This window comes from uncultured Tateyamaria sp. (assembly GCF_947503705.1).
GTDB lineage: Bacteria > Pseudomonadota > Alphaproteobacteria > Rhodobacterales > Rhodobacteraceae > Tateyamaria.
Genome location: NZ_CANNES010000002.1, coordinates 180,684 through 195,815 on the forward strand (window position 1 = coordinate 180,684; position 15,132 = coordinate 195,815).

The 15,132-nt window shown below is 60.2% G+C and carries 13 protein-coding genes; 5 read left to right on the forward strand and 8 right to left on the reverse strand.

The window, feature by feature from the left end:
• Window positions 1-26 precede the first annotated feature (26 nt).
• From bhcD to bhcA, 4 genes are all read right to left on the reverse strand, one after another.
• Window positions 27-1,025 (reverse strand): iminosuccinate reductase BhcD, encoded by a 999-nt coding sequence (gene bhcD, locus Q1A44_RS06980; RefSeq protein WP_299621915.1) that lies wholly within the window; start codon window positions 1,023-1,025, stop codon window positions 27-29.
• Window positions 1,026-1,102: 77 nt separating this feature from the next.
• Window positions 1,103-2,266 carry a 3-hydroxy-D-aspartate aldolase BhcC gene (bhcC, locus tag Q1A44_RS06985; protein ID WP_299621918.1) on the reverse strand — a complete coding sequence of 388 codons (1,164 nt, stop codon included), beginning with the start codon at window positions 2,264-2,266 and terminating at the stop codon, window positions 1,103-1,105.
• An 11-nt stretch (window positions 2,267-2,277) separates the two neighbouring features.
• Window positions 2,278-3,252, reverse strand: coding sequence for a beta-hydroxyaspartate dehydratase BhcB (gene bhcB / locus Q1A44_RS06990; protein ID WP_299621921.1), 975 nt, complete (start codon window positions 3,250-3,252; stop codon window positions 2,278-2,280).
• Between the two features lie 13 nt (window positions 3,253-3,265).
• Window positions 3,266-4,456, reverse strand: coding sequence for an L-aspartate--glyoxylate aminotransferase BhcA (bhcA, locus tag Q1A44_RS06995; RefSeq protein WP_299621924.1), 1,191 nt, complete (start codon window positions 4,454-4,456; stop codon window positions 3,266-3,268).
• A 197-nt stretch (window positions 4,457-4,653) separates the two neighbouring features.
• Between bhcA and Q1A44_RS07000 the strand changes: the two genes are divergently transcribed.
• The 3 genes from Q1A44_RS07000 to Q1A44_RS07010 all read left to right on the forward strand — a co-directional run bounded on the left by Q1A44_RS07000 (window position 4,654) and on the right by Q1A44_RS07010 (window position 8,346).
• Window positions 4,654-5,490, forward strand: coding sequence for an IclR family transcriptional regulator (locus Q1A44_RS07000; RefSeq protein WP_299621927.1), 837 nt, complete (start codon window positions 4,654-4,656; stop codon window positions 5,488-5,490).
• A gap of 85 nt (window positions 5,491-5,575) precedes the next feature.
• Window positions 5,576-6,745 carry a M20 aminoacylase family protein gene (locus Q1A44_RS07005; protein ID WP_299621930.1) on the forward strand — a complete coding sequence of 390 codons (1,170 nt, stop codon included), beginning with the start codon at window positions 5,576-5,578 and terminating at the stop codon, window positions 6,743-6,745.
• A gap of 5 nt (window positions 6,746-6,750) precedes the next feature.
• Window positions 6,751-8,346: a gamma-glutamyltransferase family protein gene (locus tag Q1A44_RS07010; protein WP_299622839.1), complete on the forward strand. Its 1,596-nt coding sequence runs from the start codon at window positions 6,751-6,753 to the stop codon at window positions 8,344-8,346.
• Between the two features lie 61 nt (window positions 8,347-8,407).
• Here Q1A44_RS07010 and Q1A44_RS07015 read toward each other — a convergent pair whose 3' ends face one another.
• On the reverse strand, window positions 8,408-10,636 hold the full coding sequence (locus Q1A44_RS07015; protein ID WP_299621933.1) for an NADP-dependent isocitrate dehydrogenase: 2,229 nt from the start codon (window positions 10,634-10,636) through the stop codon (window positions 8,408-8,410).
• Between the two features lie 234 nt (window positions 10,637-10,870).
• On the opposite strand from Q1A44_RS07015, the gene Q1A44_RS07020 reads away from it, so the two are divergent.
• Window positions 10,871-11,557 carry a fumarylacetoacetate hydrolase family protein gene (locus Q1A44_RS07020; RefSeq protein WP_299621936.1) on the forward strand — a complete coding sequence of 229 codons (687 nt, stop codon included), beginning with the start codon at window positions 10,871-10,873 and terminating at the stop codon, window positions 11,555-11,557.
• Here the strand turns inward: Q1A44_RS07020 and Q1A44_RS07025 are convergent.
• A complete protein-coding gene (locus Q1A44_RS07025) occupies window positions 11,554-13,500 on the reverse strand; it encodes a serine hydrolase (protein ID WP_299621939.1) in 1,947 nt (648 codons plus the stop codon). The two genes, Q1A44_RS07020 and Q1A44_RS07025, sit on opposite strands and share 4 nt — an antisense overlap.
• 179 nt (window positions 13,501-13,679) lie before the next feature.
• On the opposite strand from Q1A44_RS07025, the gene Q1A44_RS07030 reads away from it, so the two are divergent.
• Window positions 13,680-14,078, forward strand: coding sequence for a nuclear transport factor 2 family protein (locus Q1A44_RS07030; RefSeq protein WP_299621942.1), 399 nt, complete (start codon window positions 13,680-13,682; stop codon window positions 14,076-14,078).
• Between the two features lie 9 nt (window positions 14,079-14,087).
• On the opposite strand, the gene Q1A44_RS07035 is transcribed toward Q1A44_RS07030, so the two are convergent.
• Both Q1A44_RS07035 and Q1A44_RS07040 read right to left on the reverse strand, forming a co-directional pair.
• The gene (locus Q1A44_RS07035) at window positions 14,088-14,597 is read right to left on the reverse strand and encodes a rhodanese-like domain-containing protein (RefSeq protein ID WP_299621945.1); all 510 of its coding nucleotides are present in this window, start codon (window positions 14,595-14,597) and stop codon (window positions 14,088-14,090) included.
• Between the two features lie 2 nt (window positions 14,598-14,599).
• Window positions 14,600-15,127, reverse strand: a complete 528-nt coding sequence (locus tag Q1A44_RS07040; protein WP_299621949.1) for a YHS domain-containing (seleno)protein — start codon at window positions 15,125-15,127, stop codon at window positions 14,600-14,602.
• Between the last annotated feature and the right edge of the window lie 5 nt (window positions 15,128-15,132).

Sequence of the window (15,132 nt, forward strand, 5' to 3'; positions counted from 1 at the left end):
CGGTCTTTTTGTCTAAAAGCTTGTTGTTAGAGTGCGACGCGCGTCGCCAGCCCTTTTTCCTCGGCCACTCTTGCAGCCACGGACGCCACCGCCAGATCCTGCAAACCAACGCCGGTGCCGTCAAAGAAAGTGATCTCGTCCTCGCTGCTGCGCCCGGCATGTTTGCCGTTGATCACGTCGCCGATGGGGGTGATGTCACCCTCGGAAATCAGCCCATCCGCAATGGCGTGCTGTGCCTCACCGATGGTGATGGATTGGGCAATCTCGTCGGCAAAGACAGTGGCGCCCGCAAGGATATTTTTGTCTACCTCCATCTTGCCCTTGGTGTCCGTGCCCATGCACGCGATATGTGTGCCGGGCCTAATCCAATCGGCCATCATCAACGGCTCAAAGGCAGAGGTGATGGTGATGATGACTTCGGCCTGCGCGCCCAGTTCTTCTTGGGTCACGGCTTCAAACGCCAGCCCCAGTTCCTTGGCCACTGCACCAAGGCGGGGCAGCATGTCAGGATGCGGGTTCCAGGCAACAACCTTTTCGAAATCGCGCTGCTCGGCTGCAGCGCGCAGTTGGAAGGTGGATTGGTGGCCTGACCCTACCATCCCCAGCACGCGTGCATCCTTGCGCGCCAGATGCGCAATGGAGACCGAAGACGAAGCCGCTGTGCGCACCGCCGTCAGGTAGTTCCCGCCCACCAGCGCCTGCAACTGGCCCGTATCCGGGTTGAACAGGAAAATGGTGGACTGGTGGTTGGTCAGCCCCTTGTCCATGTTGCCAGGCCAAAAGCCGCCCGACTTCACGCCCAGCGCTTTGCCCGCCCGGTCAAATCCCGACTTGAACCCATAAACCGCATCCGCATAGCCAATCGCCTCGCGGATGACTGGAAAGTTGTAGGCATCCCCGCGCGCCATCGCCCCAAACACCGCTTCAACCGCGTCAAAGGCGTCTGACCGGCTGACGACCTGGGCGCAAACCTCTTCGCTGATGATAAGCAGGCCTGCGTTCTCAGATGTTGGGGGTGAGGTCATGTGATCGTTCCTTGTGCGTTCGATGATAAGAGGGCGCGCATGTGATCCGACGCGCACCCCCGTCCAGTACGGTTTTGTCAGTAAGCCTTGCCGCGCGCCGATACGGGCCAAATCGTCTCGACCTTGCCGTTGCGCACGCCCACATACCAATCGTGCACGTTGCAGGTCGGGTCGCAATGCCCGGGCACCAGCTTGAGCTTGTCATTGACTTTCAGCACCCCATCTGGGTCGGCCACTACGCCATGCTCGTCCGAGCATTTGACATATTCAACGTCCGTGCGGCCAAAGATCGTTGGCAGACCACTATCGACCGATTGCGCCTTCAGGCCCGCATCCACGATGGCTTTGTCGGCCTTGGCGTGGCTCATGACGCTGGTCAGGATGAACAATGCGTTCTCCCACTCGCCCTGGTCGATGCGGTTGCCGTCCTTGTCCAGAATGCGACCGTAATCAGCATCCATAAAGGCGTAAGACCCGCATTGCAGTTCGTTGAATACACCCGAAGCACTCTCAAAGTAGTAAGAGCCCGTGCCGCCACCGCCGACGATATCGCTTTCGATCCCTTCCGCTTTCAACAGCTCAAGCGTCTCGGCCACTTGCTGAATCGCAATGGCGGTTTTGCCCTTGCGGTCCTCATAGCTGTCCATGTGCTGCATTGCGCCCTGATAGGCCTGAATACCTGCGTATTTCAGGCCGGGGGCCGCATCGATGGCCTTGGCCAGATCCACGACGGGTTGGCCGTATTGCACACCGCACCGGCCGGCACCTACGTCAATCTCGACCAGGCACTCAATCTGGGTGCCGTGACGCTGTGCAGCCTCGGACAAGTCCGCAACATTCTCTATGTCGTCTACACAGCAAATGGTGCGCGCGCCCAGCTTGGGCATGCGGGCCAGCCGGTCGATCTTTTCGGGCTGGCGCACCTGGTTTGAAACCAGAACGTCCTTGATGCCGCCCCGGGCGAACACTTCGGCCTCGGATACCTTCTGGCAGCAGACACCGACGGACCCGCCCAATTTCTCCTGCAACAAGGCCACATCGACTGATTTGTGCATCTTGCCGTGCACACGGTGGCGCATACCGTGAGACTTGGCAAAATCGCCCATCTTCTTGATGTTCCGCTCAAGCGCATCAAGGTCCAGCACCAGGCTGGGGGTCGCGATATCGGCCTCATCCATGCCGATGGAGGCAGGGATATCAAAACCAACTTCGAAGTCTTCGAGTTTCACTTGCGTGTTCATGTTCTTCCTCCTTAACCCTTGATCCAAGGGAGTTTATCCAAATCCACATTGCCGCCCGTCACGATGACGCCCACGCGCTTGCCTGCAAACACGTCAGGGTTTTTCAAGATGACAGCCAGCGGCACCGCACAGCTGGGTTCCATCACGATCTTGAGGCGCTGCCAGGTCAGCTTCATCGCGTCGATGATCTCTTGCTCGCTTGCGGTCAGCACGTCCTCGACGAATTGCGAGACAAAATGCCAGGTGTTTTCTTTCAGCGGCACCTTGAGGCCGTCCGCCACTGTCACCGGCGCATCATCCGCAATGATATGACCCGCCCTGAAAGACCGCGCCGCATCGTCCGCCTGATCCGGCTCTGCCGCGTAGATTTTCACATGCGGGGCCAGGTTCGACAGCGTCAGGCAGGTGCCCGAAATCATGCCGCCGCCACCGATGGGGGCGACAACACAATCCAGATCGCTGATCTCTTCAATCAGTTCCAGCGAACAGGTCCCCTGCCCGGCAATCACCCGTGCGTCATTGTAGGGGTGCACAAACTCGGCCCCGGTTGCGGCCTGCACCTCGGCAAACACCGTCTCGCGCGAGGTGGTCGATGGCTCGCACTCGGTGATAATCCCGCCGTAGCCTTTGACGGCATCCTTTTTGGCCTGCGGGGCCGTACGAGGCATCACCACATGGCACGGAATACCCCGGCGGCCCGCTGCATAAGACAGCGACAGCGCGTGATTTCCCGAGGAATGCGTGGCGACACCGTTCTTGGCCTGCTCGTCACTGAGGCCAAAAACCGCATTCGAAGCCCCGCGCACCTTGAACGCCCCCGCCTTCTGAAAGTTCTCGCATTTGAAAAACAGCTCGGCCCCGGTCACACCGTTCAGATAGGTCGAGGTCAGAACCGGCGTATTGTGGATATAGGGTTTGATGCGCGCATGGGCTGCACGCACATCGTCAATGGTCAGGTCCTGGCCCGTGGTCGTGATGTCCAGCATGTGGTGGTCCCCCTCAGGCTGCGTGTTGGATTGATGCGGCGCGGCTGGTGCGCAGGTATTCCTGCGCGGCGATTGTCCCGCTGCCCAAAGCCACAGGATAATTCAGATCGGCCATGCCCATCTCGACCGTGGCAAGGCCTGACAGCACCATCGTGTCGGTCAAACTGCCCAGATGGCCGATGCGGAAGGCCTTGCCATCCATCTCGCCCAGACCCACGCCAAAGGACACGCCGTAAGCGTCAAAGACGTGGCTGGTCAGAGCATTACTGTCAAAACCCTCAGGGACATAAATGGCGCTGACCGTGTCGGAATAGAGGTCAGGCGACTGCGCCACGAGGCTCAGGCCCCAGCCATCTACGGCACGGCGCACGGCCTCGGCCAGACGGAAGTGGCGAGCATAGACGTTCTCCAACCCCTCTTCGAACAGCATCTTGAGGCTTTCGCGCATCCCGTAAATCAGTTGCAAGGGGGGCGTGTACGGGAAGCCGCCAGAGGCGTTGGCCCCCATCATGTCTTTGAAGTCAAAGAACGTGCGGTGCAGCGTGGCACCATTCATCGCGTCCAGTGCCTTGGGGCTGACGCCCAGGATCGCCATGCCAGTGGCCAGCATGAACCCCTTTTGCGAACCGGACACTGCGATATCAACGCCCCACTCGTCCATACGAAAATCCATGGAGCCGAGCGAGCTGACACAATCCACGAACATCATCGCCGGATGGTCGGACGCATCCATCGCGGAGCGCACGGCGGCAATATCGGATTTCACACCGGTAGCAGTCTCATTGTGCGTAACAAGCACGGCCTTGATCTTGTGGCCCTTGTCGGCGCTCAATGCCGCTTCGAACTTGTCCGCCGGTGCACCGCTGCCCCAAGGGCATTCAATGATCTGCACATCGAGACCATGACGTTCACACAAGTCGATCCAACGGTGGCTGAACATGCCGTAACGGGCCACGAGCACCGTGTCGCCTGCGCTCAACGTGTTGCAGATGGCAGCCTCCCAGCCGCCGGTACCGCTGGCGGGAAAGGTAATGACAGTGCCGTCCTTCGTGCCGAACACCTTCTTGGTGTCCTCTAATACGGGCGCGAATGTTTCGACGAAATCAGGGGCGCGGTGATCGCGGGTCTGGACCTGCATGGCCGCTCGCAAGCGGTCGGGGATGTTAGTCGGGCCGGGAATAAAGACCGGGTTTTGGTCTGACATGGTGCGTCCTCCTGAATGTGTTGCACAAGATAGAGGCAGGCCGACTCATTGCAATTTTTTCGTAAAATATTTTCCGCAGGGCGAAATTAATCGTAATTATATGTTTTTATTTATTTTTTCTTTTTCCAGAATCCGTGGTCCGTTTTGAGGCAGAAAATACTCTCCCCCGCAAAACCCTTCTGATGTAAGCAAACCCCATGGATCAGACGCCCGAAAAACCCGCCAAACGCAAACGCGGCAGGCCCAAATCTCAGTTCAATGATGCGCCCACCGAGACGCTGCAATCGGTGGACCGCGCCTTGGTTGTGCTCAAAGCTGTCGCACGGTTGGAGCGTACGACGCTTTCGGATCTGGCTTTGGCGCTCGCCATTCCGACGGCGACAGCGCACCGCGTTCTCAAGACCCTACAAGCCCAGGACTTCGTCGCCTTCGACGAGGACACTCAAGACTGGATGGTAGGGATAGAAGCATACCGAACAGGTGCGGCCTTTCTCAACCAAAGCAATCTGACCCAAGTGGGTCACACCGTCATGCGCGCGCTTATGCGCGATACCGGCGAAACGGCCAATCTTGCTGTGCACGACAAATTCGAAGTGGTGTTCATCGGGCAGGTCGAAACCGCCAACCCCATCCGCGCATTTTTCCCCCCTGGGTCACGGTCGTCGATGCATGCCTCGGGTGCGGGCAAGGCGATCCTGTCCGCCCTTGGTGCGGATCAGGTCCAAAAGCTTTTGGCTCGCGTCACACCAGAGCAGTTCACCGAACACACGATTGCAGAGCCTCAGGCGCTTTTGGCCGAGCTTGACCGCATCCGGGTCCGCGGCTGGTCTTTCGATCGCGAAGAACGATACCTCGGCATGTCCTGCATCGGATCAGCCATCTATGATCGCAACGCTCAGCCCATTGCGGCGGTGTCGATCTCGGGGCCCAGCACACGCTTTGACGACGCCAAGGTGCCGGAACTTGGCACCGCGGTGGCCCAAGCTGCATCCGAAATCACACGCCAGACCGGCGGCCGATCACCCACCACATGATGCACAGCCCCTTGTGCGGGCTGCCCGGCTTGCCCTGCGCTGTCCACCCTGACTAAGCTGAGCGGACCGCAGCCGGAGACAGCACATGCCAATTCGAAACCGTTTTGCCGAACTTCACCCCGAAATCACCGCTTGGCGGCGCGATCTGCATGCCAACCCCGAATTGCTTTATGACACCCACCGGACCTCTGCGACGGTCGCGGACAAGCTGCGTACTTTTGGCTGTGACCAGGTGGTCGAAGGCATCGGGCGCACCGGCGTTGTCGGCGTAATTCATGGCAAAACCAATCGCAGCGGCAAGACCATCGCCATGCGTGCCGACATGGACGCCTTGCCGATCCTTGAAGCCACGGACAAGCCCTATGCCTCGACCGTACCCGGCAAGATGCACGCCTGCGGCCATGATGGGCACACCGCCATGCTGCTCGGTGCTGCGCAATATCTGGCCGAGACCCGCAATTTCGACGGCACAGTCGCGGTGGTCTTCCAACCCGCCGAAGAGGGCGGGGCCGGCGCTGATGAGATGGTCAAGGATGGCCTCATCGACCGGTTCAACGTTTCCGAGATCTACGGGATGCACAACTCGCCATTGCTGCCCTTGGGCAGTTTTGCCATCCGACCCGGTGCGTTTTACGCTGCCGCCGATACGTTCACGATTGAAGTGGCGGGCAAAGGCGGACACGCCGCACGTCCCAACAACACCATCGACACCACGCTCGCGGGATCTGCCATCGTCATGGCCCTGCAATCGGTGGTGTCACGCAACACCGACCCGCAACAGGCCGCTGTCGTCTCTGTCACCAGTTTTAGGACGGAGAGCGAGGCGTTCAACGTGATCCCGGAACGCGTCACCCTGCGCGGCACGGTGCGCTGTTTCGACATGCAGGTCCGCGCCGACACATTGCAGCGGATCGAGGATATCGCGTCGCTCACCGCTCAATCCTATGGGGCAACAGCCACGTTGGAATGTGGCGATGTCGCCTATCCTGTCATGTCCAACCATGCGGCCGAAACCGACCACTGCATCGCCGCCGCACGCGCCGTTGCGGGCGATTGCACCCCCGACGCGCCACGCACCACGGGTGGCGAGGATTTCGCCTATATGCTCCAAGCCTGCCCCGGCGCTTATATCCAGATCGGCAACGGGATCGGCCCTGGGCTGCACCACCCCGAATATGACTTCAACGACGAAGTGATCCCGGTGGGCTGTTCATATTGGGTGACGCTGGCGGAACAACGGCTGGCCGCCGCGTGACCGGCATGGATTTGCGCGCAACGCATCCCTATCCGTCCCGCCGCTCCCCGGTTCTGGCCGAGAACGTCGTCTCGACCTCACATCCCGTGGCCGCGCAAGCCGGTTTGGCGATGCTGGCGCGCGGCGGGAATGCCGTGGATGCGGCCATCGCGACGGCCATCACTCTGACGCTGGTTGAACCGACCGGAAACGGCTTGGGCTCTGACGCGTTTGCAATTGTGTGGGACGGATCAGAGTTGCATGGGCTGAACGCATCAGGTCGGTCTCCCAGCGCCTGGACGCCAGAGCGGTTTGCAGGCCACGACGCCATGCCCTTCCGCGGTTGGGAAAGCGTCACCATACCCGGCGCTGTTTCTGCCTGGGTCGCATTGTCGGACCGGTTCGGCAAACTGCCCTTTGCCGACCTTTTTACCCCCACCATCGGTTACGCAGAAAACGGGTTCGTGGTCACGCCCATCATAGCAGAGCTTTGGCGGCGCGCGGGTGAAGAACTGGGCGACCAACCCGGCTTTGCCGCGGCGTTCCTGCCAAGTGGCACGGCCCCAAAAGCGGGCGAAATGTTCACAAACGCCGCCATGGCCAAGTCCCTGCGCCTGATCGCAGACACCAAGGGGCGCGCCTTTTACAAAGGGGAACTGGCCCAGACCATTTGCGCCTTTGCCGCCGAACATGGCGCGGCGCTGACCATGGCGGACATGGCTGCCCATGCACCGGATTGGTGCGGGACCATCGCCAAATCCTTTGACGATCTAACCCTGCATGAAATCCCTCCCAACGGGCAGGGCATCGCCGCCCTGATTGCCCTGGGCATTCTCTCCCACACTGGCATCCGCGATCTGGATGCCGATGACCCGCAGGCGTTTCATCTACAAATCGAAGCCGTGAAGCTGGCGCTGGCCGATGCCGAGGCTTATGTGGCTGACGCTGAACACATGACAGATGTGACCAGCGATGACCTTTTGGGTGACAGCTATCTGGCAAGGCGCGCAGCTCGCATCGACCCGGCCAAGGCGCAGGATTTCGGCGCAGGCGCGCCCAAACAGGGCGGCACGGTCTACCTTACGGCGGCTGACGCGTCGGGCATGATGGTCTCGTTCATCCAGTCGAACTATGCCGGTTTTGGTTCTGGCGTCGTGATCCCGGGCACGGGTATCAGCATGCAAAACCGCGGCGCGGGGTTCAGCCTTGATCCCACCAGCCCCAATTGCGTCGGCCCGAACAAACGGCCCTTCCACACGATCATTCCCGGGTTCCTGATGGGGCCGGACGGCCCAAGGATGAGCTTTGGCGTGATGGGCGGACCGATGCAGGCGCAAGGTCACGTCCAAATGGTTCTGCGCACGCAACTGTGGGGGCAAGACCCGCAAATGGCCGTGGACGCGCCGCGCTGGCGCGTAACCGAAGGGATGGGCGTGGCCATCGAAGACACGATGCCCGAAGGCATACTGAGCGCCTTGGTCGCGATGGGCCATGAGATTTCTCTCGAAGCGCCGGACAATGCCTTTGGCTTTGGCGGGGCGCAACTGATCTGTAAACTGCCCGGCGGTGGTTATGCCGCCGGTTCAGACCCGCGCAAGGATGGGCAGGCCGTCGGGTACTGAGCCTGAACACAACAATGCCGCCCACAACGGGGCGGCATTATCAAATGCGCAACGGGCGCGATCAGGCTGTGCCCAAGATCCCGTTAAGCGTGGCGGAGGGCGCCATCACTGCCGCCGACTTGGCCGGATCAGAATGGAAGTATCCGCCCAGATCAACAGCGGCACCGCGCCCTTCGGACAGCTCTGCCACGATCTTGTCCTCATTTTCGGTCAGTGCTGCCGCGATGCCTGTGAAATGTGCCGCAAGTTCTGCATCGTCTGACTGGGCGGCCAAAGCCTGCGCCCAATAGAGCGCGAAGAAGAAGTGGCTGTCGCGGTTGTCTGGCTGGCCGACCTTGCGACCGGGGGACTTGTTGTGGTCCAGAATGCCTTGGGTCGCCGCATCAACAGCCTTGCCCAAAACTGTAGCCTTGGCGTTGCCATTGACCGCGCCGAAATATTTCAGGCTCTCGCCCAGCGCACAGAACTCACCCAGCGAATCCCAGCGCAGGTGGTTTTCTTCGACCAGCTGCTGCACGTGTTTGGGGGCCGAGCCACCCGCGCCCGTTTCAAACAATCCTCCGCCATTCATCAACTTGACAATGGACAGCATCTTGGCCGACGTGCCCAGTTCCAGGATGGGAAACAGGTCGGTCAGGTAATCGCGCAGCACGTTGCCGGTGATGGCAACGGATGTTTTGCCCTCGCGGATGGCCTCGAACGACACGCGTGTCGCCTCGCGGGGGGCCATGATCTGGAATTTGTCGGTCAGACCGGCTTCCATCAGCGCGGGCTCGACCATCTTGATCAGTTCCGCATCATGGGCGCGGGTCGCGTCCAGCCAGAAAATCGCCTGGCAGTCTTCAGCCGCCTGACGCTCAATCGCCAGCTCAATCCAGTTCTCGATCGGGGCCTTGCGCGTGCTGGCCGACCGCCAGATGTCACCCGCTTCAACCACGTGGCTGTGCAACTCGTCGCCATTGGCCGCAATCATGCGGACGGTTCCGTCGGCGGGGATCTGGAACGTGGTGGGGTGCGAGCCATATTCTTCGGCCTTTTGCGCCATCAGACCCACGTTTTGCACAGTGCCAGCGGTGGCCGGATCCAGCGCGCCTGTCTCTTTGAAATAGGCAATCGTTTCATCATAGACTGCCGCATAAGAACTGTCGGGGATGACGCAGTTGCTATCTGCCTCTTTGCCATCCGGGCCCCAGCCTTTGCCGCCCGCGCGGATCAGGGCAGGCATGGAGGCGTCGATGATCACGTCCGACGGCACGTGCAGGTTGGTGATGCCCTTGTCGGAGTTCACCATGTAAAGAGGCGGACGTTCCGCCATCAGCGCGTCGATCTCGGCCTTGATGGCCGCGCCATTTGGCATCGTGTCGATTACGTCAAGAACCGCACCAAGGCCCGAGTTCGGATCAACACCGGCAGCGTCCAGCGCCTCACCATGAGCGTCAAAGACCGGCTTGAGGTAGGCCATGACCGCATGTCCAAACAGGATCGGGTCCGAAACTTTCATCATCGTGGCCTTCAGGTGCAGCGAAAAGAGCGTGCCGTCCACCTTGGTCACCTCGATCTGTTCCGCAAGAAAGGCATCCAGCGCCTTGGCCGACATGAACGTTGCATCAACGATGGTGCCCGCAGGAAACTCAACGCCGTCCTTGAGCACGGTGATGGTGCCGTCGGCGGCCTCGTGCTCGATGCGCACAGGGCCCGCTTGGCGGCCGCTCAAAGTCACCGAAGTCTCGTTCGAGCGGAAATCGCCCTCTGACATAGTGGATACGCGGGTTTTTGATTCCGCTGACCATGTGCCCATCGAATGCGGATTGGCCTGCGCATAGGCTTTGACCGCTGCCGCCGCACGCCGATCCGAGTTGCCTTCGCGCAAAACCGGGTTCACCGCCGAACCCTTGATCGCATCATAGCGCGCGCGCACTTCTTTTTCTGCGTCGGTGCCGGGCTCTTCGGGATAGTCCGGCAGGTTATAGCCTTGGCCCTGCAATTCCTTGATCGCCGCCACCAGCTGCGGAACGGAGGCCGAGATATTGGGCAGCTTGATCACATTGGCAGTGGGGTTTTTCACCAGTTCGCCCAATTCGGCCAGATCGTCGGCCTGGCGCTGATCTTCGGTCAGATGCTCGGGAAACGTCGCAATGATGCGGCCCGCAAGCGAGATATCCTTGGTGCCCACAGAGATGCCCGCAGCATCTGCAAAGGTCCGAATGATCGGCAGCAAGGACGCTGAAGCCAGCTGTGGCGCCTCATCAACCTTGGTGTAAATGATGTCGGAAGGCGTGCTGTCTGCCATGTGAAAAACCTTTCTGTGATGAGCTGTCATTTTACGGGGCGCATATCCAAAATCCACGTGACTTTCCAGCCTTACCGTAACCCTGGACAGTAGCGGTCTTGTTTGTATACCGGTGTATACATAGATGCCGCACAGCTTTCCAGTGACCAAAGTGCCGCGCCTTCCGGGGGCGAATTTGATCTTGCTGGATACGGGCTGTAGCGTCGCGAAAAGACCAAAAGGACAAAGCGCAACATGCCTGATACCGTCATTGATCCGCCTCGCGTCCCATACCTGCCGGTTGTGGGCACGGGTGCACTCTTTCCCGTGCGCCGCGTCTATTGCATTGGACGCAACTACGCCGCGCACGCCGTCGAGATGGGGCATGACCCGGATCGTGAGGACCCGTTCTTTTTCCAAAAGAACCCCGACAACCTCGACCCATCAGGCGTCTTTCCCTACCCTTCACGCTCGCAGGACGTGCATCACGAGGCCGAAATGATGGTCGCGCTGAAATCAGGCGGTAGGGATATCCCGGTGGGTCATGCGCTGGATCACGTGTTCGGCTATGGCCTCAGCCTAGACATGACGCGGCGCGACCTTCAGGGCATTCAAAAGAAAATGGGCCGCCCATGGGAGATCGGCAAAGCCTTTGAGCGCTCTGCCCCCTGCGGGCCGCTGCATCCGGTTTCGCAGGTGGGTCACCCGGACAAAGGGCGGCTGGAACTGACGGTGAATGGCGAAACCCGGCAGGAGGCAGACCTGGACCAGATGATCTGGAAGGTGCCCGAGATGATCGCCTATCTGTCGGAATACTTCGAACTGGCCGCTGGCGACGTCATCCTGTCGGGCACGCCTGCGGGCGTGGCCGCCGTGCAGCGAGGCGATAAGATGGCACTGCGCATCGAGGGCCTTGGAACGCTAGAGGTGACAGTCACCTAAGGCTGGTTGGCAAAGACCACATTTGCCATGTTCTGCAACAGCGCCGGCAGCGGATCAGGTGGCGCACCATCCCCGCGCGGGTAATTCCTGTTTGCCAGAAAAGCGATGGACAAACCCTGATCGGGCCAGACCCACAAGAACGTACGTGACCCAGTGCTGGCCCCGTTGTGCGACACAAGGCGACGCCCGCCCGCATCCGTTCCGACGTTCCAAGCGTAGGCACGCCCGCCCGCATTGGGCAGTGGGTTGAACATCACATTGTCGCGAAACGCAGCCGAAGTCAGGCGCGCACTGCCCGCCAACCAACCCAGTCGAGCCAGGTCCATGGCATTGGCTTCGGTCCCGCCCACGGTCACTTTCCAGCTGCTGTTGTCATAGGAGGTGCTGTTGGTCTGGGTGCGATAGGGTTTGGTGCGATGCGACGTCTCGACAGGACGGCGATCGGCATACATCGCGCGCAGACTGGGCAGACCAAAGGGATCAGCCAGCTCCGAGCGCAGCAGGTCTTTGTAAGCTCGTCCCGTGGCCGATTCCATCGCCGCCCCCAGCATCCCGTAGCCATGGTTCGAATAGGTTCGCGTCTGGCCAATGGTACATCCCGCCACGCCATCAATAAACTGGATCAGGGGCGTGTCGTCATACCGGCTCAATGCGTCCCGTTGAGACTGAAAGTGGCTGGTGTAATCACGGTTGTCCGGCTGATGTCCGCGCCCATAAGAGCCGATGCAAGCTGTATGGCCCAGAAGGTTGCTGAGCCGGTGGGTGTGAAAGCCTGGCAATTCCGGCAAATGCGTCCGCGTGAAATCCGTACTGGCTATGGAAACCGGGCGGCCATTCTCCAACCGACCCCGTTCTTCGAGCCGACCAAAAAGGCTGCCCGCGACCGCCTTGGACACCGACGCCAGATAGTAGACGGTGCTGGCATTGGCTGCACGACCTGCGGACACGTCAGAAAACCCATCGCCCCGCTGCCAGATGCGTGTGCCGTTCAGCACAATGGCGGCCGATACGCCGGCAGGCGCGTTCGACCCCATGGACGGGATCAAACCGTCAAGCAGCTGATCCAACTGCGCCTTTCCGGCATAGCGGGCACGGTCGGGATAGGCCTCCATCCAGATGGCGCCATAGCTGTCGCCTTCGCGCTCGAAATCGACAGGGCGATACCCCTCGTCATTCAATTGGCGGAACAGATTGGTGTAGGACATCGCACTGCGGTTGGTGCGCACGGTGACGCGGCCCTGAATGCCCCGCTTGAACAACACGATATAGCGGATGTTGCCGCTGTCATTTTCGTAGCGTTCGTAATCCACCAGCCGGAACCCCTGGGCGGTCTTTTCATTCACCAGATCCTGATAGGTGGCGCGGTCAATGCCCCGGCGAAAGAACGTGTCCTGGGGCCGCGGGTCATCATACCATATGGCGGCAAAGCGCAGACCATCATCGGTCATGTAAGCTTCGGCATCGACAATCACCCGACCACGGGCCGCCTGTTCCTGGTTTTTTTCGCGAAAGCTGGTGCCGCTCAGATTGCGCCAAAGCGCCCAACCGATGTTTTCACGGTTCTCGATCCAGACCCCGGCAAAGGTCGTGTTGCCGCCCTTGCGGAACCCTTCGATATCGGTGGCGCGCATGCCGTTGCCGGTGTGCACGGAAAAACGGGCGCTGTATTGGGCAGACGTCAGGTCATGCTCCACTGCCCAATCGCGCCCATCATTGCGCCGCCAGTTCTGGGCATAGCGGGTGCGCGACCCGTCCTTGTAGACATCCACGTCGCCAATGCGAAACCCCTGGGCGCGGTAGCGCGTGACATTGGCATCAAAGGTTTCGGCTGAAATATCGCGCCAGGACGGGCCGGTATTTCCGGGCACCGGCGTAAACTCGGCCCCCTGCGCAGGCATGAGAAAAGCAAAAAGCGCGAACGCGGCGTGGCGAAAACGGATCATGGCAACACCTTCAAAAATTGGACTTGAAATATTCAACCATAAGTATCTGAGGGCGCTAAAGTTCGATCAAGTCAGGGCTCCCGCACTTGACAGCCACCAAAACAGCGCGATGAATCATTGGCGATTTTCGGCTTCTGGCGCATGGTCATATCAAATATTTCCGATACGGAGCTTTTGAAATGACCCCTACCCTGGACGACCTGAAACGCATTGCCATCGACTATACCGCTGCCTGGAATTCCAAATCACCCGAAGCGGTCGCTTCGTTCTATGCCGGCGACGGCAGCATCACCATCAACCGGGGCGAACCTTGGGAAGGGCGGGTACAAGTGGCAGAGATGGCCGCAGGCTTTCATGCTGACGTGCCCGATCTGACACTCAGCTGCGATGACATCCGACTGGCAGGCACGCACGCCGTCTATGTCTGGACGTTCACAGGCCATGATGCCGAAACAGGGCATCCTCTGAACATCAAGGGATGGGAAGAATGGGAATTGGACGAGGATATGAAAGTGTCAAAATCCCTCGGCTGGTTCGATGCCGAAGATTACGCGCGTCAGGCAGCAGGCACCGCCTGAGCACCTGCCTCAGCCTTGGGTCCAGGCGACCGTCGGCAAGCCACGTTTGATCCAACCGGGTCCAGCGCCTGATCCCAACATGCCCTCTGGTACGTCAATGATATTGGTGAAGCCCGCCTTGATCAGCCGGTTGCTGATCGCTCGTGACCGCACCCCACGGGCACAAATCAGCGCGACGGGAACATCCGTCCGCCCCTTGGTCTGTTTCAGTAAAGCGTCGGTGAAATCGCGGCGACGCATATCGAGGGGCACAGCCCCTTCGCCAATGCCCGTATGGCTCCACTCGTCTGGGCGACGAATATCAACCAGCAGCACTGATCCCGCCACCGCGGCCGCGTGGGCATCCGGGGTACTCAGGGTCCCGTCCCCACCTGCTTGGGCGGTGATGTTGAACCAGCGGGCACCAAAAACAGTGCCGCCGACGATTGCGGCCCCACCCAAAAGCCCGAAACCCCGGCGCGTCATGCGCGCCGGGGTCTTGGCCCGTTCGGGTGAGGGTAGCCCGGACGGGTCCGTCATCTTCAGCTCTCCGGTGCGGCGCTGGTGAATTTGGGGATCGTGTTGGTCGACGCAGGCTTGGGATCAAGCGACACCCAGTTGTTTTCCGACAAGGTGATGTTGCCGGGAATGTCTTCTTCCCAGAAGCCCACAACCACGTCTGTGATGTTCAAAAACAGCTTGTCGTCCACGATACGCCACAGGTTCGGGTTGCCGGGCACTTTGCCGCCTTTGGCCACGCCATAGGCGCAGTGGCCGTCATATTGGGGTGCGTATTTGGCCGGATTGGCCAGGAACGTGTCGCGGTTCTCTTCTGAGGAAAAGGCGAATGTGGCCCCGTTGTAATCTGCGGTGATCGACGCCTTGCCCGGAACGCCAGCCGTCTGTGTTGTACCGATAGGGTTCGATGGCAGGCTGAAATAGGCCACCACATCATAGCCTGAAACGGCAAAACCCGTCTCGTCGACATATTGGTCGCCCGCAAAGGCGGATGTGGCAAAGGTCAGCGCGCTCGCAGCGGCTGCGACGGTCAGAGTAAAGCGGTTCAACATGATAG